The sequence below is a fragment of the Microcella humidisoli genome, from assembly GCF_024362325.1.
GTDB lineage: Bacteria > Actinomycetota > Actinomycetes > Actinomycetales > Microbacteriaceae > Microcella > Microcella humidisoli.
Window position 1 is genome coordinate 242,180 of record NZ_CP101497.1, and the last position, 18,917, is coordinate 261,096.

18 protein-coding genes and 1 tRNA gene are annotated in these 18,917 nt (G+C 72.0%); 6 read left to right on the forward strand and 13 right to left on the reverse strand.

All coding sequences use genetic code 11. The features are described from left to right. Nucleotides 1–255 precede the first annotated feature (255 nt). Entirely contained in the window at nt 256–573 is a 318-nt protein-coding gene (locus tag NNL39_RS01110) for a hypothetical protein (RefSeq protein ID WP_255159880.1), read from the forward strand. Here the strand turns inward: NNL39_RS01110 and NNL39_RS01115 are convergent. From NNL39_RS01115 to NNL39_RS01130, 4 genes are all read right to left on the reverse strand, one after another. Next, complete coding sequence (locus NNL39_RS01115; protein ID WP_255159881.1) at nt 570–1,508, reverse strand: type II secretion system F family protein; 939 nt, start codon at nt 1,506–1,508, stop codon at nt 570–572. The two genes, NNL39_RS01110 and NNL39_RS01115, sit on opposite strands and share 4 nt — an antisense overlap. After that, on the reverse strand, nt 1,505–2,365 hold the full coding sequence (locus NNL39_RS01120) for a type II secretion system F family protein (RefSeq protein WP_255159882.1): 861 nt from the start codon (nt 2,363–2,365) through the stop codon (nt 1,505–1,507). Before NNL39_RS01120 ends, NNL39_RS01115 begins: the two co-directional genes overlap by 4 nt. Next, complete coding sequence (locus NNL39_RS01125) at nt 2,362–3,666, reverse strand: CpaF family protein (protein WP_255159883.1); 1,305 nt, start codon at nt 3,664–3,666, stop codon at nt 2,362–2,364. Before NNL39_RS01125 ends, NNL39_RS01120 begins: the two co-directional genes overlap by 4 nt. 287 nt (nt 3,667–3,953) lie before the next feature. After that, nucleotides 3,954–4,949, reverse strand: a complete 996-nt coding sequence (locus NNL39_RS01130; protein WP_255159884.1) for a hypothetical protein — start codon at nt 4,947–4,949, stop codon at nt 3,954–3,956. Nucleotides 4,950–5,197: 248 nt separating this feature from the next. Here NNL39_RS01130 and NNL39_RS01135 point away from each other — a divergent pair, with 248 nt between their 5' ends. Then, nucleotides 5,198–5,974 (forward strand): ZIP family metal transporter, encoded by a 777-nt coding sequence (locus tag NNL39_RS01135; protein WP_255159885.1) that lies wholly within the window; start codon nt 5,198–5,200, stop codon nt 5,972–5,974. Nucleotides 5,975–6,064: 90 nt separating this feature from the next. Here NNL39_RS01135 and NNL39_RS01140 read toward each other — a convergent pair whose 3' ends face one another. Next, nucleotides 6,065–7,525 carry an NAD-dependent succinate-semialdehyde dehydrogenase gene (locus NNL39_RS01140; protein ID WP_255159886.1) on the reverse strand — a complete coding sequence of 487 codons (1,461 nt, stop codon included), beginning with the start codon at nt 7,523–7,525 and terminating at the stop codon, nt 6,065–6,067. Between the two features lie 72 nt (nt 7,526–7,597). Next, entirely contained in the window at nt 7,598–8,950 is a 1,353-nt protein-coding gene (gene gabT, locus NNL39_RS01145) for a 4-aminobutyrate--2-oxoglutarate transaminase (RefSeq protein ID WP_255159887.1), read from the reverse strand. Between the two features lie 140 nt (nt 8,951–9,090). Here gabT and NNL39_RS01150 point away from each other — a divergent pair, with 140 nt between their 5' ends. The 3 genes from NNL39_RS01150 (at nt 9,091) to NNL39_RS01160 (ending at nt 11,182) form a co-directional block, all read left to right on the forward strand. Further along, nucleotides 9,091–10,224, forward strand: a complete 1,134-nt coding sequence (locus NNL39_RS01150) for a PucR family transcriptional regulator (RefSeq protein ID WP_255159888.1) — start codon at nt 9,091–9,093, stop codon at nt 10,222–10,224. A 27-nt stretch (nt 10,225–10,251) separates the two neighbouring features. Further along, nucleotides 10,252–10,332: transfer RNA gene (locus NNL39_RS01155), tRNA-Leu, on the forward strand. A 55-nt stretch (nt 10,333–10,387) separates the two neighbouring features. Then, the gene (locus NNL39_RS01160; RefSeq protein WP_255159889.1) at nt 10,388–11,182 is read left to right on the forward strand and encodes a DedA family protein; all 795 of its coding nucleotides are present in this window, start codon (nt 10,388–10,390) and stop codon (nt 11,180–11,182) included. Between the two features lie 20 nt (nt 11,183–11,202). Here the strand turns inward: NNL39_RS01160 and NNL39_RS01165 are convergent, their stop codons facing one another. From NNL39_RS01165 to NNL39_RS01195, 7 genes are all read right to left on the reverse strand, one after another. Beyond that, a complete protein-coding gene (locus tag NNL39_RS01165) occupies nt 11,203–12,396 on the reverse strand; it encodes an Nramp family divalent metal transporter (protein ID WP_255160851.1) in 1,194 nt (397 codons plus the stop codon). Nucleotides 12,397–12,501: 105 nt separating this feature from the next. Further along, a complete protein-coding gene (locus tag NNL39_RS01170; protein ID WP_255159890.1) occupies nt 12,502–13,206 on the reverse strand; it encodes a metal-dependent transcriptional regulator in 705 nt (234 codons plus the stop codon). 23 nt (nt 13,207–13,229) lie between these two features. Next, the gene (gene rdgB, locus NNL39_RS01175; RefSeq protein ID WP_255159891.1) at nt 13,230–13,823 is read right to left on the reverse strand and encodes an RdgB/HAM1 family non-canonical purine NTP pyrophosphatase; all 594 of its coding nucleotides are present in this window, start codon (nt 13,821–13,823) and stop codon (nt 13,230–13,232) included. Nucleotides 13,824–13,825: 2 nt separating this feature from the next. After that, the gene (gene rph / locus NNL39_RS01180) at nt 13,826–14,575 is read right to left on the reverse strand and encodes a ribonuclease PH (RefSeq protein ID WP_322972921.1); all 750 of its coding nucleotides are present in this window, start codon (nt 14,573–14,575) and stop codon (nt 13,826–13,828) included. Continuing rightward, complete coding sequence (gene murI / locus NNL39_RS01185; RefSeq protein WP_255159892.1) at nt 14,572–15,417, reverse strand: glutamate racemase; 846 nt, start codon at nt 15,415–15,417, stop codon at nt 14,572–14,574. Before murI ends, rph begins: the two co-directional genes overlap by 4 nt. Before the next feature lie 40 nt (nt 15,418–15,457). Continuing rightward, on the reverse strand, nt 15,458–16,951 hold the full coding sequence (locus NNL39_RS01190; protein ID WP_255159893.1) for a cryptochrome/photolyase family protein: 1,494 nt from the start codon (nt 16,949–16,951) through the stop codon (nt 15,458–15,460). 74 nt (nt 16,952–17,025) lie between these two features. Further along, complete coding sequence (locus tag NNL39_RS01195; RefSeq protein WP_255159894.1) at nt 17,026–17,523, reverse strand: hypothetical protein; 498 nt, start codon at nt 17,521–17,523, stop codon at nt 17,026–17,028. A 111-nt stretch (nt 17,524–17,634) separates the two neighbouring features. Between NNL39_RS01195 and NNL39_RS01200 the strand changes: the two genes are divergently transcribed. Beyond that, nucleotides 17,635–18,915 carry a nicotinate phosphoribosyltransferase gene (locus NNL39_RS01200; protein WP_407665158.1) on the forward strand — a complete coding sequence of 427 codons (1,281 nt, stop codon included), beginning with the start codon at nt 17,635–17,637 and terminating at the stop codon, nt 18,913–18,915. Nucleotides 18,916–18,917: the final 2 nt, after the last annotated feature.

Genomic DNA, 18,917 nt, shown 5'->3' on the forward strand with positions numbered 1-18,917 from the left:
TCACGCGTGTCGCACCAACCCGCACCACCTCCCGACACCCTGCCTTGGGCATTCGACACGCGGTGCTCACACGAGTTCTCCGGGTGGACGCGACATGGGTCCGATCCAGGAGGTGCCGAACTAGCGACCCGACGAGTGTCAGCCGAGGGCGCCACACAGCATCCCGAGAGTCGGACGGCACCAGGTCGGTCGTGAACAGGGATTACTGGCCTGGCCGTGCCTCTGACGTCTGAGGTGCGGTGCAGAATGGCGCTCATGTCAGATGCCGAGATCATCACCGAGGCCCGGCGCTACGACGCACTCGTCCTGAGAGTGCTCGCCGTGCTCACCGAGTTCGACCCGCAGGGGCTCCAGCCCGGAAAGCCCGACTGGGCGCCGATCGACGAGTATTGGCATGAGGCTCAGTCGTTCGCCCAACTTCTGGACGAGGGCGGCTCGATCAACGAGTCAGACGCGCGCGACGTATGGATGAACTGGTTCAGCAATGACCTGTCGCACCTGTCAGCGGAAGAGATCGAACAGTTCGTCACGGCTCTGAACGGCTGCGTGGAGAGCGACGCGCCTTCGACCTAGAACCCGAGCTGCAGCACCATGAGCCCCGGCCACACGGCGAAGAGCACCGTGACCGGCAGGATGAGCATCACGAGGGGCACGAGCATGGCGACCTCGCGCGTTCCGGCGGCTTCGAGCAGGCGCCGCTTCGACTCGTCGCGTGCGTCGAGGGCGTGGGCGCGCAGCACCTCGGCGAGCGGAGTTCCGCGGTCGAGAGCGGCGAGCACCTGGTCGATCAACCTGCTGACGGCGGGCACGGCCAAGTCGTCGCGCACCTCGGCCAGGGCGGTCGCGAGCGGCTGACCCGCGGCGGCTCGCTGCACGACGCGATCGAGCTCGCCCGCCAGTTCTCCCGACCCGGTGCGGGCGACGCGACGCAGGGCTTCGAGGATGCTCTCTCCGGCCGCGACGCTGAGCGCGAGGAATTCGACGACGGTGGGGAACTCTTCGGCGATGCGTGCCGAGCGGCGGCGGGCGGCGTGCGCCAGCAGGGCATCCACCGCGGCGATGCCGCCGATGCCGCCGGCCGCGACCGCTCCGATGGCGGCGGGCACGAATGGCACGCCATCACGCGCGACGAGGATGGCGAGGGCGATGCCGGACGCCGCGCCGAGCAGGGCCCCGAACAGCTGCCGCGTGCGGTGCCCCTGAAAGGTGAGCGGCGAGCCGGACTGACGCAAGCGCGTGCGGATGATCGCCTCGCCGCCGAGCACCGCATCGAGCGCACCCCGCGCAGACTCCACGACCGGGGCGAGCAGCGCACCGAGCACCGGCAGCGGGTCCGACCGGCGCGCGGCTGTCATCGCTCGCGCCTCGGCCGACACGTCGACGAGGTACGGCGCGAGCCGCGAGGCCAGTCGCGGCCGCCCGATGCGGGGCGATGCCGAGACGAGCAGCCACAGTCCGCCGCCGAGTCCGAGGCCGGCGAGCAAAGCAGCACCGATCAAGGGCGTCATCGGAACCACCGCCCCTCTTCGGGCAGTCGCCCCAGCGCGATCATCAGCCGGTAGGCGACGAGGGTGGCGGCGAGGCCGCCGACGACGAGCACCGCTCCCCCGGTCGAGTTGTAGGCCGCGGCCGCCTCGGGGCGCGTGCTGAGCAGGAGCAGCACGATCCACGGCGCGACGACGCCGAGTCGGGCCGCCGTGCGCACCCACGACTGGCGCGCATCCACCTCGGCTCGTACGGCCGCGTCGGCGCGCAGGTAGTGCGAGAGCGAGCGCAGCACGCTCGGCAGCTCGGTGCCGCCGACCTCGCGCGCCATGCGCAGCGTCTCGACGATGCGGTCGGCCACCGGATCGGCGAGCGTCGCCTTGAGCGCGTCGAGGCACTCGGTGAACTGGGCGGTGCGCAGGTAGTCGCGGCGAAACGTGCGGAACGGCGCCCGCACGGGCTCGGGCGCAGAGTCGGCGAGCGCCGCGATAGCCTGCGGCAGGCTGAGACCCGCACGCACGCCCGAGAGCAAGTGGTCGACGACGTCGGGCCAGACGGCACGCAGAGCCCGGCGGCGGGCGGCGGCGCGGCCGCGCAGCACGAGCAGGGGCACCGTCGCCGCGACGACCGCCGCGACGGGCGCGAGCGCGACCACCGGCACGAGCAGCAGGGTCAGGGCTCCTCCGGCGATGCCCGCCATCGCGACGACGCCGAGCAGCACGAACGGTGAGACCGAGGCGACGCCCGCGCGGGCGAGCAGATCGGCAAGCGGGGCGAGCGGATCGCGCGCGGTGCTCGACCCTTCGCGGCGCGGCCACAGCCACGGCGAGGCGACGAGCAGCACCCCGGCCGCGAGCAGGAACCCGACGGCGAGGGTCACGCGCGCGACTCGCTCTCCGGTTCCGCGCGGTCGCTCCAGCGGGGGCCGCGCGTATCGTTCTGCTCGGCGGGGTGCGTCTCGCTTCGCAGCAGGATGCTCGGGTCGAGTCCAGCGCCCGCGAACCGCTCGGCGCGCGCGGGCAGCGAGCCGGTCGGCTCGAGCGCTCCGTCACGGAGGGTAAAGATCGACTCGGCCTCGATCGCCCCGGCGACGACCGAACCCGTCGGCGCCACGATCTCCGCCACCCGGCGAGAGCCGCCCCGCACCATCTCGCAGTGCACGACGAGGTCGATCGCGCTCGCGACGGTGGGCACCACGAACGCCGAGTCGATGTTGCGGCCCGCCAGGAGTGGGAGGGTCGAGAGCTTGACGAGAGCATCCCGCGCGCTGTTCGCATGGATGGAGCACATGCCCGGCAAGCCGGAGTTGAGCGCGATCAACAGGTCGAGCGACTCTGCCTCGCGCACCTCGCCCACGACGAGGCGGTCGGGGCGCATGCGCAGCGCCTCTTTGATGAGGCGTCGCAGGGTGATCTCGCCGGTGCCCTCGAGGTTGGGCGTGCGGCACTGCATGGCGACGACGTCGGCAGCCGTGAGGTCGAGCTCGAAGGTCTCCTCCACCGTGACGATGCGGTCGGCGGGGCGGGCACTCGCGAGCATCGCACCGAGCAACGTCGTCTTGCCGGAGTGCGTGGCCCCGCTGACCAGGATGTTGCTGCCGGCGAGCACGCTCATGCGCAGGAACTCCGCCGCGAGCGGCGTGAGCGAGCCGAGCTCGACCAGGCGCACGAGGCTGCGGATGCGCTGCGAGAACTTGCGCACATTGACGGCCCAGTGCTGCCGCGTGACGTCAGGGATGACGACGTGCAGGCGCGAGCCGTCGGGCAGGCTCGCGTCGACGAACGGGCTGCTCAGATCGACGCGGCGGCCCGTGCTCTGCAGCATGCGCTCGACGAGCGTGCGCACCTGCTCGTCGGTGAGGCGAGCATCCACCCGCTCGGTGACGCCCGCGCGGGCGATGAACACGGCGTCGGGGGCGTTGATCCAGATCTCTTCGACCGTCGGGTCGTCGAAGTAGGGCTGCAGCGGGCCGTAGCCGGTGAGATCGGCGAGCACGCGGCCGAGCGCGGCCTGCTCGTCGCCGAGGCTCGGCAGGCTGCCCGCGAGCGAGCGCTCGGCGTAGACGCGCAGCTCGTCGCGCACGAGGCGCTCGGCAGCGGTCGGGTCGGCGCTGAGGTCGAGGCGCTCGGCCCGCACCCGCTCGCGCACACGCTCGGTGATGACGCTGTGGGCGGCTGACATGCGGGTCATTCTGGTGAGGGGGTGCCGTCGGGGTGAGGGATTCTCCACAAGGAGCGGGCTGTGGTTGCTCTGCCCGGCTGGCCCGGGCGCCTATGGAGTGACCCTCCGAGCCTTGACGGCCCGCGCACGTGCAAGCGGCATCGATCGGTCCCGGTTAGCGGGCGCCTGGGCCGGGTTACTCAATTCGGGACCGATCGATGGTGTCGGCGAGTCATTTGGGTCGCAGCCCTGCCATGGCACTCGAGGCGACGACAGGCATTCGGGCGGGCGGTTTCGGGCTGCCTCACTCACGCCCTCGCAGGCGTCACCTCTCGCAGCCGCCACGCGCGAGGGGGACGCCATCCGCCGTCTCGCAAGCGCCGCTCCAGTCGACTCATCAACTCGCGTGGGTCGGCGAACACATCGTCGCGAGTCGCGCGCACCGCGCGCCATCCCTCATCGGCATATCGATCGAAGCGGCGCACGTCTGTCGTGAAGCGTCGACGGGACGTGCGGTGAACATCGCCCTCGTACTCGACGAGCACCCCGAACTCCGGCCACGCGAGGTCGGCCTCGGCGGTCCATCGCTCGGGTGACCGGTCGGACGAGTGCACGGGATGCGCGACCACCGGCTCGGGAAGCCCCGCGATCGCGATCATGAGGCGCAGCAGCGTCTCGGCCCGCGACCGGACGCCCCCGCGACGTAGCGGCGCGGCGCGTGCGAGCCGCGCGAACCCCGGGCGCCCGCGCCCGATGGCGAGCGCCGCGACCATCGGATCGGTCCGCCCCTCGACGGTCGCGCGCCGCAGCATGGCGTCGGCGAGCGCGATCAGGTCTGGTACCTGCAGCTGTGTCGCGCAGGACAGGAGCGTGAGCGGCTCGTCGACGATCCGCAGCGGCAGCTGCTCGCCGCTGCTTGCCGACACGACCAGACAGTGCTCGACCCGCGCGGATGGCAGATCGATGCTGTGGCCGCACGTCCCTCTGCCCTTCGGTGCACGCCGGGGTCTCGGCAACGACACGTGTACGAGTGCCTCGCGGGCGAAAGCGAGTGGCAGGGGGAGCCCGCGCAGCCGCGCCGCCGTCGAATGGCTGAACGCCGCATCGCTCGGCAGCCAGAGCGACAGCGCGTGAGCCCGCTGGACGACGTCATCGAGGTCGACCCGGCGCGTCGCGACGCCGTGGAATGGATGGTCGATGTCGACACGCCGGGTGCGAGCGTAGGGCATCCCGTCGCCGCGAACGGATGCCCGCACCGCCCACGATGGATCGAGCAGGTCGAGGCCAGCAGGGTCTGCAGTCATGCCGCACAGCGTTGTGCCGCGTCCAACGCACGCCGCACGAGTCGCGCACTCTGTCGATCGGTCCCGTGTTGGGAAGTCGTGGGGAGGACCAGGTGATTCGGGACCGACGGATGGTCTCAGGGCAGACGGCAGCCAGCGGGTGCGGCCTGATGTGCGACCGAGAAAGCACGATCTCGGGCTCGCGAAGGGGCACGGCCCTAGGCTGAGCGCGACTGCCCCTGCGGGCAACCCACGACGAGGAGGCGCGCATGCTCGAGGCACTCGCCGCCGGGGCCGTGGGGCTCGCCGCCGCGAGCTTCCTCGTGCTCGGGGCCGCGATCGGCTGGGTCGTGCGGGTGCCGACCGGGGTCGTAGCCGGCGTCATGGCGTTCGGCGCGGGTGCGCTCATCTCAACGCTCGCGTTCGAGCTCGTCGCCGAGGCGCACGAGGTGGGCGGGCTGCTGCCCACCCTGGGCGGCTTCCTCGCTGGCGCCGTGATCTACGTGCTCGCCGACCTCGCCCTCGCGCGACGGGGCGCTCGCGCGCGCAAGCAGTCCATCGCACTGCAGAGCGAGCCGGGCGTGCACGCAGCCCCGGCGGCGGCCGCGAGCGCGAGCGTCGGCATCGCCGTCGCCATCGGGGCGCTGCTCGACGGGGTGCCCGAGAGCCTCGTGCTGGGGCTCTCGATCGCGCAGGGCGGTGCGGTGAGCATCCCGCTGCTCGTCGCCGTCGCGGTGTCGAACGTGCCGGAAGGGCTCGCGAGCGCGGCGGGCATGAAGCACGAGGGCCGCAGCGCGCGGTACGTGTTCGGGGTGTGGGGCGGCATCGCCCTCGTGTCGGGCATCGCAGCGATGCTCGGCTTCGGGCTGCTCGCGGGCGCGGCGCCCGAAGTGGTCGCCGTCGTGACGACGATCGCGGCGGGCGGCATTCTGGCGATGGTCGCCAACACGATGATTCCCGAGGCGTTCGCGGCCGACCGCTCGTTCACGGGACTGTGGTCGGCGCTCGGCTTCGCCCTGGCGTTCGCGCTCTACCAGCTCGGGTAGCGCGCAGAAGAGATCCGCTGCCGGGCGGCCACCACAGCGCCCGGCAGCGGAAGAGGATGCCGTCGGGCGAGCGCCCGACGGTCACGACACCTAGCTCTTCGGAACGAAGGTGTACTTCGTGGTGAGGTACTCGTCGATGCCCTCGAGCGAGCCCTCGCGACCGATGCCCGACTGCTTCACGCCGCCGAAGGGCGCCGCGGCGTTGGAGATGACGCCCGCGTTGAGGCCCATCATGCCCGTCTCGAGGCGGTCGATCATGCGCATGCCGCGCGCGAGATCCTGCGTGTAGACGTAGGAGATGAGCCCGTACTCGGTCGCGTTCGCGAGCTCGACGGCCTCGTCCTCGGTGTCGAAGGGAACGATCGCGAGCACGGGGCCGAAGATCTCCTCCGTCAGCAGACGCGTGCCCGCGACGACACCCGTGATGACCGTGGCCGGGTAGAACGAGCCGTCGCGGTCGGGGATCTGCCCGCCGGTCGTGACGGTCGCACCGCGCGCGACCGCGTCCTCGACGAGCTCGTGCGAGCCCTGCACCGCGTTGTCGTCGACGAGCGGGCCGATCTGCACGCCCTCCTCGGTGCCGCGGCCCATTTTCATCGACGCGACGCGCTCGGTGACACGGCGGCTGAACTCCTCCGCCACGTCGCGCTGCACGAGGATGCGGTTGGCGGCCGTGCACGCCTGGCCGATGTTGCGGAACTTCGCGAGCATGACGCCGTCGATGGCCTTGTCGAGATCGGCGTCGGCGAAGACGACGAAGGGGGCGTTGCCGCCGAGCTCCATCGAGGTGCGCAGGATTCCGTCGGCGGCCTGCTTCATGAGCACGCGGCCGACCTCGGTCGAGCCGGTGAAGCTGAGCTTGCGCAGGCGCGGGTCGGCGATGATCTCGGCCGACAGGGCACCCGACTTGGCCGTCGTGACGACGTTGACGACGCCCTTCGGCAGGCCGGCGTCTTCGAGCGTCTTGACGAAGTACATCGTCGTGAGCGGGGTGAGCGCGGCGGGCTTGATGATCGAGGTGCAGCCGGCGGCGATCGCGGGCGCGATCTTGCGCGTGGCCATGGCGAGCGGGAAGTTCCAGGGCGTGATGAGGAACGACGGCCCGACGGGAGCGTGCGAGACCACGATGTGGCCCGTGCCCTCGGGGTTCTCGCCGAAACGGCCCGTGATGCGCACCGCCTCCTCGCTGAACCAGCGCAGGAACTCGGCGCCGTAGGTGACCTCACCGCGCGACTCGGCGAGCGGCTTGCCCATCTCGAGCGTCATGAGCAGGGCGAACTCGTCGGCCCGCTCGATGACGAGCTCCCAGGCCTTGCGCAGCAGCTCGGCACGCACGCGAGGCGCGGTCGCGGCCCAGCTCGCCTGGGCGGCGGCCGCGGCATCCATCGCCTTCTTGCCGTCGGCGACCGAGGCGCTCGCGATCTCGGCGAGCACGGCGCCGGTCGACGGGTCGGTGACGGTCATGGTCGCGCCGCCCTCGGCGTCGATCCACGCGCCGTCGATGTAGAGGCCGCGGGGGACCTTCGCGAGCAGTTCGGCTTCGGTGATCATGGGATTCCCTTTTCGCTGGTGATCGGATGCGGTGGTGGCGGATCCGCGGATGGATGGAGTGGTGCTGGTGGCTCAGTTGGCGGCGAGCGCCTCGGCGATGACGCCGATGCCCTCGCGCAGCAGGTCGTCGCCGATCGACAGGGGCGGCAGCAGGCGGATGACGTTGCCGTCGGTGCCGCAGGTGAGCACCACGACGCCGTTCACGTGGCAGTGCTTCGCGACGCGACCGGTGAGCGCCGCATCCGGAGCCCCGTTCTCGTCGACGAGCTCGATCGCCATCATGGCGCCGCGTCCGCGGATGTCGCCGATGCGGGCGTCGCGCGCCTGAAGGGCGGTGAGCTCGTCACGGATGATCGTCTCGAGCTCGAGCGCCCGCCCGAGCAGATCGTGCTCGTCGTAGGCCTTCAGGGCACCGAGGGCCGCGGCCGTCGCGATGGGGTTGCCGCCGTAGGTGCCGCCGAGGCCGCCCGCGTGGGGAGCATCCATGATCTCGGCCTTGCCGGTGACGGCCGCGAGCGGAAGACCGCCCGCGATGCCCTTGGCGAGGGTGATGAGGTCGGGCACGATGCCCTCATGCTCGCTCGCGAACATCTGACCGGTGCGGGCGAAGCCCGTCTGCACCTCGTCGGCGATGAAGACGACATTGTTCGCGTTGGCCCAGGCCTGCAGCGCGGGGAGGAAGCCCTCGGCGGGCACGACGAAGCCGCCCTCGCCCTGGATGGGCTCGATGATGATGGCCGCGAGGCGGTCGGCGCCGATCTGGCGCTCCATCATGTGGATGGCGCGGGAAGCCGCCTCGGCACCGCTGAGCCCGTCACGGTAGGGGTACGACATGGGCGCGCGGTAGACGTCGGGAGCGAAGGGGCCGAAGCCGGCCTTGTAGGGCATGGCTTTGGCGGTGAGCGCCATCGTGAGGTTGGTGCGGCCGTGGTAGCCGTGGTCGAAGGCGACGACGGCCGACTTGCCCGTGTAGTAGCGCGCGATCTTGATGGCGTTCTCGACGGCCTCGGCGCCCGAGTTGAAGAGCGCGGTGCGCTTGGCGTGGTCGCCCGGGGTCAGTCGGTTGAGCGCCTCGGCGACCTCGACGTAGCCGTCGTAGGGGGTGATCGTGAAGCACGTGTGCGTGAAGCGCTGCACCTGCTCGATGACGGCCGCGGTGACGTGCGGGTCGGCATTGCCGACGTTCGTGACGGCGATGCCCGAGCCGAGGTCGATGAGCGAGTTGCCGTCGACGTCGACGATCACACCACCGCCAGCGGCGACCGCGTAGACCGGCATCATGGTGCCGACACCGGCCGAGACGGCGGCCTGCTTGCGCGCGATGAGGGCCTCGCTCTTCGGGCCCGGGATGCTCGTCACGAGCTCGCGGCGCTGCGGCAGGCTCGGCCCGCCGAGAATCGTGGGGGCGTCGATCGTCATGCTCATGCCGCAAGAGTAGGGCCGCGCGACCGCCGGTGGCGTGTACGCGCTGTACACGATGGGCCGAAACACTCGACATCGCGTACACGCAGGAGGTAGGGTCGGCGCGTCCCCGTCCGCGACTCCCGAATGCAAGGAACCCGCGCATGCCCGTCACCCTCGACGCCGTGCTTGCTCGCCGCGAGCTGCAGCTTCGGCTGATCTGGGCCGACGATTCAGCCCGCGCCCGCGCGTGGGGGTGGGTGCATTCGAGCGACCTCGCCGACCCGACTCCCTTCCTCTCCCCCGGAGACGCTCTGCTCACCACCGGAACGCAGTGGGCGAGCGATGACGACATCGCCCCCTGGGTCGCGCGCCTCGCCGAGGCGGGGGTTCCCGCCGTCGGCTTCGGCACCGAGGTCATCCGCGATGGCACACCGGATGCCCTCGCCGAGGCCTGCGCCGCGCACGGCATCGCCCTGCTCGAAGTGCCCTACCGCACGCCGTTCATCGCCGTGGCCCGCGCGGTCGCCGACCTCGATGCGGAGGAGCGCTACGCGCGCGTGCGCTGGACGCTCGAGACGCAGCGCGCCATCGCCGTCGCCGCCCTGCGCCCGACCGGCCTCGCGGCCGTCGTCGCCGAGCTCGCCCGCCGCATCGGCGCCGAGGCCGGCATCGTCGGCGCGAACGGCGACGTGCTCGGAACGACGCCCCCCGCGGCCGTGCTCGACGAAGCGCTCGGCATGCTGCGCGCGGGCCGTCGCGCCGCACGCGCGGTCGACGACTGGAGCCTGCAGACCGTCGGCGCCGCCACCGCCCTCACCGGCGTGCTCGCGATCGGCCCCGGTTCGCCGCACGACGACGCCGAGCGCGCCGTCGTCACGAGCGTCGTCGCCCTCGCCGGCCTCGCCGGCGTCGCCGACACGGATGCGCTCGTCGCCGAGGCGGCCGAGACCGCCGGGCGCCTCGCGGCCCTGCGCTCGGCCGTGCAGGCGGCACTCGTCGCCAGCGAGCCATCCCCCGCGCTCGCGCCGGCACCCCGCGACCCCGACGATCCGGCCGCGCTCGTGCAGCCATTGCTCGAGCACGACGCCCTGACCGGCGACGACCTCATCGGCACGCTCGGCACCTGGCTGCGGTGCGACGCCGTGGCCGAGGCGGCGGCGCTGCGGCTGGGCATCCATCGGCACACCGTTCGGGCGCGCCTGCGACGCGCGGCCGAACTGCTCGAGCGCGACCTCGACGCGTTCCCGGCCCGCGCCGAGGTCTGGACGGCGCTGCAGGCCATCGGGCGGGCGTGACCGCGCGGTTCTAGACTGGCGGCACTCGCGGGAGTGGTGAAATGGCAGACACGCAGGATTTAGGTTCCTGTGCCTTCGGGCGTGAGGGTTCAAGTCCCTCCTTCCGCACGAGGTTGACGGGGTACCCTGATGCCACCTTCCCCACGATCGACGGAGCCGCCGCATGATGCCCATGGACCTCGGGTTGTTCGACGTCGAGGCATGGATCACCGGCGCCGGTCAGTGGGGCCTGCTGCTCGTGTGCGCCATCGTCTTCATCGAGACCGGGCTGCTCATCGGGTTCCTGCTGCCGGGCGACACCCTCCTGCTCATCACGGGCATCCTGACCTTCACCGGGGTCATCCCCCAGCCCATCTGGCTCGTCGTGCTGTGCATCTTCATCGCGGCCGTGCTCGGCGATCAGCTCGGGTACTACATCGGCTACAAGGCCGGGCCGCCGATCTTCGAGCGCAAGTCAGCGGGCTTCTTCAGTAAGAAGAGCGTCGCGCGCACCGAGTACTTCTTCGCCCGCTACGGCGGCTGGGCCGTCACGATCGCCCGATTCATCGGCGTCGTGCGCACGATCGCCCCCGTCGCCGCGGGCGTGGGCAAGATGCCCTACAAGAAGTTCCTCTTCTTCAATATCCTCGGCGCCTTCCTCTGGGGTGTCGGGCTGCCGCTCATCGGCTGGGGCGCCGCCCACATCCCCGGCGTCGCCGAGGTCGTCACCGAGTACATCGAGATCGTGTTCCTCGTCGTCATCGGCATGGCCGTGGCGGGCATCGCGTGGCACCTCGGTCGCGAGCAGTGGGAGAAGCGCCAGGAGGCCAAGGCCGCGGCGGCCGGCGAGCCCGTGCCCGAGGTCGAGATCTGGGTCGACGAGTCGGCGCACGACGGGCGCCATGAGGCCGAGCACCCGAAGGCCGGCTACGGCGTGGGCCCGCACGACGGCAAGCACGAGAAGCAGCCGCCGAGCTGAGGCCGTGCGGCCGCGGGCGGTCAGCCGCCGATCGCGAGCAGCACGAGCAGCGTCACGTTGAGCGCGATGAGCAGCCCGGCGCACACGATCGCGAGCGCGGTGGTGAGCATCCGGTTGACCGATTCGCCCATGAGGGCCCGGTCGGCCGTCAGCCGCACGAGCGGGATGAGCGCGAACGGGATGCCGAAGCTCAGCACGACCTGGCTGAGCACGAGGGCGAGCGTGGGGTCGACGCCGAACGCCAGCAGCGCGAGCGCCGGGATGATCGTGATGACGCGCCGCACGAGAAGCGGGATGCGCACGCGCAGCAGCCCCTTCATGATCTCCGCGCCGGCATAGGCGCCCACCGAGGTCGAGGCGAGCCCGCTCGCGAGCAGCGCGATCGCGAACAGCAGGGCGACGGCCGGACCGAGCGCGGCCCCGAGCGCCGCGTGCGCCCCCTCGAGCGTGTCGGTGCCCTCGACGCCCTGCAGGTTGGCCGCGGCGACGAGAAGCATGACGACGTTGACCGAGCCGGCGATGGCGAGCGCGATCGTCACGTCGATGCGCGTCGCCCGCAGCACGGTCGTGCGCTCGCCTCCGGCGGCGACCTGGCCGAAGCGGTCGCGCGTGAGGGCCGAGTGGGCGTAGATCGCGTGCGGCATGACCGTGGCGCCCAGGATGCTCGTCGCGAGCAGCACGCTCTCGGTGCCGTCGAACCGCGGCAGCAGACCGGCCGCGGCAGCCGCGGGGTCGGGCGGACCGATCACGAGCCCCGCGCAGAAGCCGATGACGATGATGAGGATCAGCCCGGTGATGACGCGCTCGAAGATGCGCACGCCGCCGCGCTGGCTCTGCACGACGAGCAGCAGCATCGACACGATGCCCGTGATGACGCCACCGACGACGAGCGGCAGGTCGAACAGCAGGGAGAGCGCGACCGCGCCGCCGATGACCTCGGCGACGTCGGTGGCCATGGCGACGAGCTCGGCCTGACCCCAGTAGGCGAGCCGCGCGGGGCGGCGTCGGAAGCGCTGCCCGAGCGCCTCGGGCAGGCTCAGCCCCGTGACGATGCCGAGCTTGGCCGAGAGGTATTGGATGAGCCAGGCCATGATGTTGCCCGTCACGACGACCCACACGAGCAGGTAGCCGAACAGCGCCCCGGCCGTCATGTTCGCGGCGACGTTGCCGGGGTCGAGGTAGGCGACGCCCGCAACCATCGCGGGGCCCAGCATCGGCGCGATGATGAGGCCGCCGCGGGCGGCGATCACCCGTGCGTCGCGGGTGGGGGGCACATCGGTCGGCGGAAGCGCATCCGGATTTTTCGGCACACCGAAATATTAGACCTCGGGGCGAGCCTCGAGCCACACCGACCCGGCGACCGCGGGCGAGACGACGATCTCGGTGCCCGCGCGGCGCAGGATCGCGACGCCCGCGCCGCCCTCGGGCGACTCGCCCACCCAGACGGGCTCATCGAGCTCGATGCCGAGCTGGTCGAGCACGCGTAGCACGTCGGGGTCGCGGTCGCTGATGCGCACGACGCGCCCCGCGAAGCCGAACGGAGCCTGGTCGAGGCGCACGGCATCCGGTCGACGCAGCGAGCCGTCGGCCGCCGGGATGATGTCGCCGTGCGGGTCGCGTTGCGGCCGCCCGAGCTGGGCGTCGATCGCGTCGAGCAGGCGATCGCTGAGCGCGTGCTCGAGCACCTCGGCCTCGTCGTGCACCTCATCCCAGCCGTACCCGTGCACGCGCACGAGCCAGGTCTCGATCAGCCGGTGCCGGCGCAGCATCGCGAGGGCGCGCTGCTCGCCCGCCGGCGTCAGAGTGATGGGGCCGTAGGGCCGGTGGTCGACAAGCCCGGCGGCGTGCAGCTTCTTGACCATCTCGGTGACGCTCGAGGGGGCGAGTCCCAGCCGGGTCGCGAGCTGGTTCGGCGTGATGGGGTCGGGTTGCCACTCGGTGTGCGAGTAGATCGTCTTGAGGTAGTCGTCGGCGGCGTCAACCGTGGTGCGGGGCACCGTGCGGGCGATGGGCGACGAGGACATGACTTCAGCCTACGAGTGACGGCCTACGCCGCGCCGTAGCGCGCGGCCAGCACCCGGGCGAGCGCCGCGAAGGCGCGCCCGCGGTGGCTGATCGCGTTCTTCTCGTCGGCGCTGATCTCGGCGCTCGTCACGCTGAGCCCCTCGGGGATGAAGATGGGGTCGTAGCCGAAGCCGCCGACTCCCGCGGGTTCGAGGGCGATCGTGCCGGGCCACACCCCGAGCTCGACGTGCTCGAAGGCAACGCCGTCGCGCGGGTCGACGAGGGCCGCCGCGCACGTGAACTGCGCGGCACGGTTCGACTCGTCGCCGAGGTTCGTGAGCACGAGCCGCAGGTTGGCCGTGTCATCGCGCTCACCCGAGTAGTGGGCGCTGTCGACCCCGGGGGCGCCGGCGAGGGCATCCACGCTCACGCCCGAATCGTCGGCGATGGCCGGCAGGCCCGTGTGGGCGGCCGCCGCGCGGGCCTTGATGAGCGCGTTGCCCGCGAAGCTGTCGGCATCTTCGACCGGGGCCGGGCCGTCGTAAGGCAGCAACTCGAGGCTCGGCAGGGCCGCCCCCAGGACGCGCTGCAGCTCGGCGACCTTGTGCGCGTTGTGCGTCGCGACGACGACGCGCACGACTACGCCCCGAGCGCGGCGCGCTGCTCGGCCGCGAGGTCGATGCAACCGCCGAGGGCGAGGTCGAGCAGGGCGTCGAGCTCGGCGCGATCGAAGGGCGCGCCCTCGGCCGTGCCCTGCACCTCGACGAAGTGGCCCGACCCGGTGACGACGACGTTCATGTCGGTCTCGGCCCGCACGTCTTCCACGTAGGCGAGGTCGAGCAGCGGGGTGCCGTCGATGATGCCGACGCTCACGGCGCTCACCGAATCCTTGAGGGCGACGGCCTTCTTGGCGATGAAGCCGCGCTCGCGGCCCCACTCGATCGCGTCGGCGAGGGCGACGTAGGCCCCCGTGATCGCGGCCGTGCGCGTGCCGCCGTCGGCCTGCAGCACGTCGCAGTCGATGACGATCGTATTCTCGCCGAGCGCCTTCATGTCGACGACAGCGCGCAGGCTGCGACCGATGAGGCGCGAGATCTCGTGGGTGCGGCCGCCGACCTTGCCCTTGACGGCCTCGCGGTCCATACGGTCGTTCGTCGAGCGGGGCAGCATGCCGTACTCGGCCGTGACCCAGCCCTTGCCCTTGCCGGTCAGCCAGCGCGGCACGCCGTTCGTGAAGCTCGCCGTGCACAGCACCTTGGTGTTGCCGAAGCTGATGAGGGCGCTGCCTTCGGCCTGAGCGCTCCAGCCGCGCTCGATCGTGATGGGGCGCAGCTGGGATGCTGTGCGGCCGTCGGCGCGCAGGCCGGCGGATTCGGCGATCGTGGTCATGACGAGCCCTTCAGTGTTTGAGCCGGGATCGTCCCGGTGGGAAACGCCTCGACATGCCCGATCTCGGGGCCGAGGAAGCGGTGGGCGAGCGACCGGAAGCGCTCGGTGTCGGGGCCCGTGGCCTCGAATATGTGGTGCGGGGCATCCGTCGCCGTGGTCTCGAGGCCGTGGGCCACGAGCTGGCGGTAGACGTCGTACGCGGTCTCTTCGGCGCTCGAGACGAGCGAGACCTCGGGGCCCATGACGTACTGGATCGCGCCCGCGAGCAGCGGGTAGTGCGTGCAGCCCAGCACGAGCGTGTCGATGTCGGCGGTCTTGAGGGGGGCGAGGTACTCCTCGGCGACGGCGAAGAGCTCAGGGCCGCTCGTGATGCCGGCCTCGACGAACTCGACGAAGCGCGGTGCCGCGACGCTCGTAAGCGTGATCTCGGGGTCGGCGACGAACGCGTCGGCGTAGGCGCCCGAACGGATCGTGCCGGTAGTGCCGATCACGCCGATGCGCTTCGTGCGCGTGCGGCGCACGGCCTGGCGCACGGCGGGCTGGATCACTTCGACCACGGGGATGCCGTGGCCCTGCTCGAACCGCTCGCGGGCATCCCGAAACATGGCGGCACTCGCGGTGTTGCACGCGATGACGAGCGCTTTGACGCCCTGGTCGACGAGCTCGTCCATGATGCGCAGCGCGTGCTCGCGCACCTCGGCGATCGGCAGCGGGCCGTACGGACCATTGGCGGTGTCGCCGACGTAGATGAGGCGCTCGCGCGGCAACTGGTCGATGATCGCGCGGGCCACGGTGAGGCCGCCGACTCCTGAGTCGAAGACTCCGATCGGCGCGCTGCTCACGCCCGCCAGTCTAGAGCGCGCCCCGCTCGCGGCTGTGTTCTCAGAGCGCGCCCCGGGCGCGCTCCTGCTCCACGACCTGCTCGCGGTCGGCGAGGCGCCGCAACCCCGCGAGCGGTTGCGCCATGCGGTGATTGCCGCGGATGCTCGGCTCGACCCGATCGAGAAACGCCCAGTACCCCGCGGTGAACGGGCAGGCGTCCGGGCCGACACGCACCTTGGGGTTGAAGCGGCACGACCCGCAGAAGTCGGACATGCGCTGAATGTAGGCACCGCCCGCCGCATAGGGCTTCGTCGCCACGACTCCCCCGTCGGCCCACTGGCTCATGCCGACGACGTTGGCCGGCATGACCCACGGCGTGCCGTCGACGAACGCGCCCTGGAACCAGGACGTGAGCTCGGCCGGGTCGTACCCGCGCTGCAGGGCGGCGTTGCCGAGCACCATGAGGCGCAGAATGTGGTGCGCGTAGCCCGTGCCCCCGACCGTGTCGAGGGTGTGCGAGAGGCAGCGGGCTTCCGTCGTCGATCCGTCGAGCCGCCACCAGTGGGCGGGCAGCGGCTGGTGCGCGGCGAGCGCGTTCGACCGCCGCGTGTAGTCGGGCCCGAGGTGCCAGTAGAGGTGCCACACCCAGTCGCGCCAGCCGATGAGCTGCCGCACGAGACCTTCGACGCTGTTCAGCGGCGCTCGCCCGGCCGCGTACTCGGCGACGACGCGCTCGACGACCTCGAGCGGATGCAGCAGGCCGAGGTTCATTGGCACGCTCAGGCGCGCGTGCGCCATGGTGTCGTCGCCGAGCATCATGGCGTCTTCGTAGGGCCCGAAGTCGCCCAGGCGGGTCTCGACGAAGTCGTCGAGGGCGGCGAGCGCCTCGGCGCGCGTCGCCGCGAACCGGCGCGGGCCGTCGCGGCCGAGGAAGCGCACGCCCTCGGCCTCGAGGCCGTCGAGCTCGGCACGCACCTCGGCATCGATGTCGTCCTCGACCGGCTGCCAGGGCGCGGGCAGGCCCAGGGTCGCGGCTCCCCTCGGCGGCGGCTGGCGGTTGTCGGCGTCGAAGCTGAACTGGCCGCCCTGCGGTTCCTGGCCCGATGGCCCGGCGGGCGTCATGAGGATTCCCGTGCGCTCGCGCACCTCGCGGTAGAAGCGGTCCATGACGAGCTGGGTGGGCTTCCGGCCGGCGGCCCAGGCGGCGAAGTCCGCCTCGCTCGTCACGAAGCCCCGCGACGGCAGGATGCTCGCCCCGAGCTCGCGCACCAGGCGCCGCGCGGCCCACGACGGCGGGTCGATCGCCTCGAGGCGCTCGCCCGTGAGCCCCGCATCCCGCAGCGCAGCGCGATAGCTGCTCGCCTGCAGGAACGTGCCCCGCTCGCCCAGCTCGCGCGCGCGGTGCCGCAGCGCCGTGATGTAGAGGTGCGCCTTCTGCCGGTGGCTCGGGCGCCGCCGGAACACGTCGGTGTTCTCGACCAGCACGATCGGACCTCCGTTGTCGAACGCGGGACCGAGCTGCTCGGCGGTGAGCCAACGGGTGAGGGCGGTCATGCGGGCAGGCTAGCCCGAGCGAGCCGGGAGCAGGCCGAAGGTGAGGCGGGCGCGTGCGCCCTCACGCAGACGCGTCAGCGGCCGTCGCGCTTCGCCTGGCGCTTCGCCCCCTGCGAGCGGCTCGAGGCGTCGCGCTTGGCGCCGCCCGTCGTGCCCTGGTGGCTGCGCGCACGACCGGCGCTGCCCACACCGCCATCGTGCGAGGTCACCGACTCGGGGCCGGTTCCGCGACCGGCCTGCGCGCGGGCGAGACGCTCACGCTTGAGCTCTTCGGCCGTCTCGTGCGCGACGGTCGCGAGACGCTCGCTCACGATCGCGAGGGCCTCTTCGAAGGCTTCTGCCCGCAAGCGGCTCTTCGCCGTCTTGTACTCGGCCTTGCCGCGCGAGCCGGTCTTCGTGACCTTGCGCGCCGCGCCGCGGCGGTGATTCGAGACGTGCTTGTTGCGCGCCCGGCGCACGCGCCGGTGCAGCGCGAGCAGCTCGTCCTCGTCGAGCTCGTGCAGCCGCTTCGGTTCGAGCTCACGCATCAGGTCGAGCTCATCGCCTTTGAGAACCCAGAGGTAGTCGTCCATGAACGGAGCATTCCACGGTTTCGACCACGGCGCGAGGGTCATTCTGCGCGGAGGCGCGCCTAGGCTGGGCGCGTGACGACCGCGCTGCGCACCGACCGCTACGAGCTCACGATGGTCGAGGCCGCCCTGCGCTCGGGGCGCGCGGGCCGCGACTGCGTCTTCGAGGTGTTCGGGCGGCGACTGCCGGGCGAGCGTCGCTACGGCGTGCTCGCGGGCACGGGGCGTGTGCTCGACGCGATCACGGCGTTCCGCTTCGGGCGGGCCGAGCTCGACTGGCTCGCCGACGAGCGCGTGGTCGATGACGCGACCCTCGCCTTCCTCGCCGACTACCGCTTCACCGGCCAGGTCGAGGGCTACCGCGAGGGCGAGGTGTACGTGCCGGGCTCGCCGCTGCTGACGGTGCGCGGCACCTTCGCCGAGGCCGTGCTGCTCGAGACGATCGTGCTGAGCGTGCTGAACTACGACTCGGCCGTGGCGACGGCGGCCGCACGCATGGTCGCGGCCGCGGACGGGCATCCGATCGCCGAAATGGGCTCGCGCCGGGCGAACGAGTCGGCGGCCGTCGCCGCGGCGCGCGCGGCCTACATCGCGGGGTTCAGCGCGACCTCGAACCTCGAGGCGGGGCGCACCTGGGGCATTCCGACGATGGGCACGGCGGCGCACGCCTTCACGCTGCTGCACGACTCGGAGGAGGAGGCCTCTCGCGCGCAGGTGGCCGCGCTCGGCCCGGGCACGACGCTGCTCGTCGACACCTACGACGTGCGGCAGGGCGTCGAGACCGCCGTGCGCGTCGCGGGCACGGGCCTCGGCGGGGTGCGCCTCGACTCGGGCGACCTGCCCGCGCTCGTGCGCGAGGTGCGCGCGCAGCTCGACGGGCTGGGGGCGACCGGCACGCGCATCACCGTCACAAGCGACCTCGACGAGCACACGATCGCGGCACTGCGCGGCGCGCCCGTCGACGCCTTCGGCGTGGGCACCTCGGTCGTCACCGGATCGGGATCGCCCGCCGCGGGCTTCGTCTACAAGCTCGTGGCCCGCCGCGACGGCGATGACGGCGAATGGATGCCCGTGGCCAAGGCGTCGACCGGCAAGGCCTCGATCGGCGGGGCCAAGCGGGCCGAGCGGCTGCTGCGCGGCGGCGTGGCGGTCGCCGAGCGCATCGTCGTCGACGACGACCGCGACGGGCTGCCCGAAGCGCCCACCCCGGCCGATCTCACGGCGCGCGCGTTGACCGTCGCGCTCATGACCGACGGCGAGCCCGATGCGCGCTGGCTCGGGCCCGCTGGGGTGGCGGCGGCGCGCGAGCACCGCGCGGCCGCGGTCGCCGAGCTGCCCGCCGCCGCGCTGCGACTCAGCCGAGGCGAGCCCGCGCTGCCGACGATCTCGGTCTGAGA

What these genes read in the sequence shown, in the direction of transcription:
- NNL39_RS01110 (WP_255159880.1), top strand. Translation starts at nt 256, where the DNA reads ATGTCAGATGCCGAGATCATCACCGAGGCCCGGCGCTACGACGCACTC.
- NNL39_RS01115 (WP_255159881.1), bottom strand. Translation starts at nt 1,508, where the DNA reads ATGACGCCCTTGATCGGTGCTGCTTTGCTCGCCGGCCTCGGACTCGGC.
- NNL39_RS01125 (WP_255159883.1), bottom strand. Translation starts at nt 3,666, where the DNA reads ATGTCAGCCGCCCACAGCGTCATCACCGAGCGTGTGCGCGAGCGGGTG.
- NNL39_RS01130 (WP_255159884.1), bottom strand. Translation starts at nt 4,949, where the DNA reads ATGACTGCAGACCCTGCTGGCCTCGACCTGCTCGATCCATCGTGGGCG.
- NNL39_RS01135 (WP_255159885.1), top strand. Translation starts at nt 5,198, where the DNA reads ATGCTCGAGGCACTCGCCGCCGGGGCCGTGGGGCTCGCCGCCGCGAGC.
- NNL39_RS01140 (WP_255159886.1), bottom strand. Translation starts at nt 7,525, where the DNA reads ATGATCACCGAAGCCGAACTGCTCGCGAAGGTCCCCCGCGGCCTCTAC.
- gabT (WP_255159887.1), bottom strand. Translation starts at nt 8,950, where the DNA reads ATGAGCATGACGATCGACGCCCCCACGATTCTCGGCGGGCCGAGCCTG.
- NNL39_RS01150 (WP_255159888.1), top strand. Translation starts at nt 9,091, where the DNA reads ATGCCCGTCACCCTCGACGCCGTGCTTGCTCGCCGCGAGCTGCAGCTT.
- NNL39_RS01160 (WP_255159889.1), top strand. Translation starts at nt 10,388, where the DNA reads ATGATGCCCATGGACCTCGGGTTGTTCGACGTCGAGGCATGGATCACC.
- NNL39_RS01165 (WP_255160851.1), bottom strand. Translation starts at nt 12,396, where the DNA reads ATGCTGGGCCCCGCGATGGTTGCGGGCGTCGCCTACCTCGACCCCGGC.
- NNL39_RS01170 (WP_255159890.1), bottom strand. Translation starts at nt 13,206, where the DNA reads ATGTCCTCGTCGCCCATCGCCCGCACGGTGCCCCGCACCACGGTTGAC.
- rph (WP_322972921.1), bottom strand. Translation starts at nt 14,575, where the DNA reads ATGACCACGATCGCCGAATCCGCCGGCCTGCGCGCCGACGGCCGCACA.
- NNL39_RS01190 (WP_255159893.1), bottom strand. Translation starts at nt 16,951, where the DNA reads ATGACCGCCCTCACCCGTTGGCTCACCGCCGAGCAGCTCGGTCCCGCG.
- NNL39_RS01195 (WP_255159894.1), bottom strand. Translation starts at nt 17,523, where the DNA reads ATGGACGACTACCTCTGGGTTCTCAAAGGCGATGAGCTCGACCTGATG.
- NNL39_RS01200 (WP_407665158.1), top strand. Translation starts at nt 17,635, where the DNA reads ATGGTCGAGGCCGCCCTGCGCTCGGGGCGCGCGGGCCGCGACTGCGTC.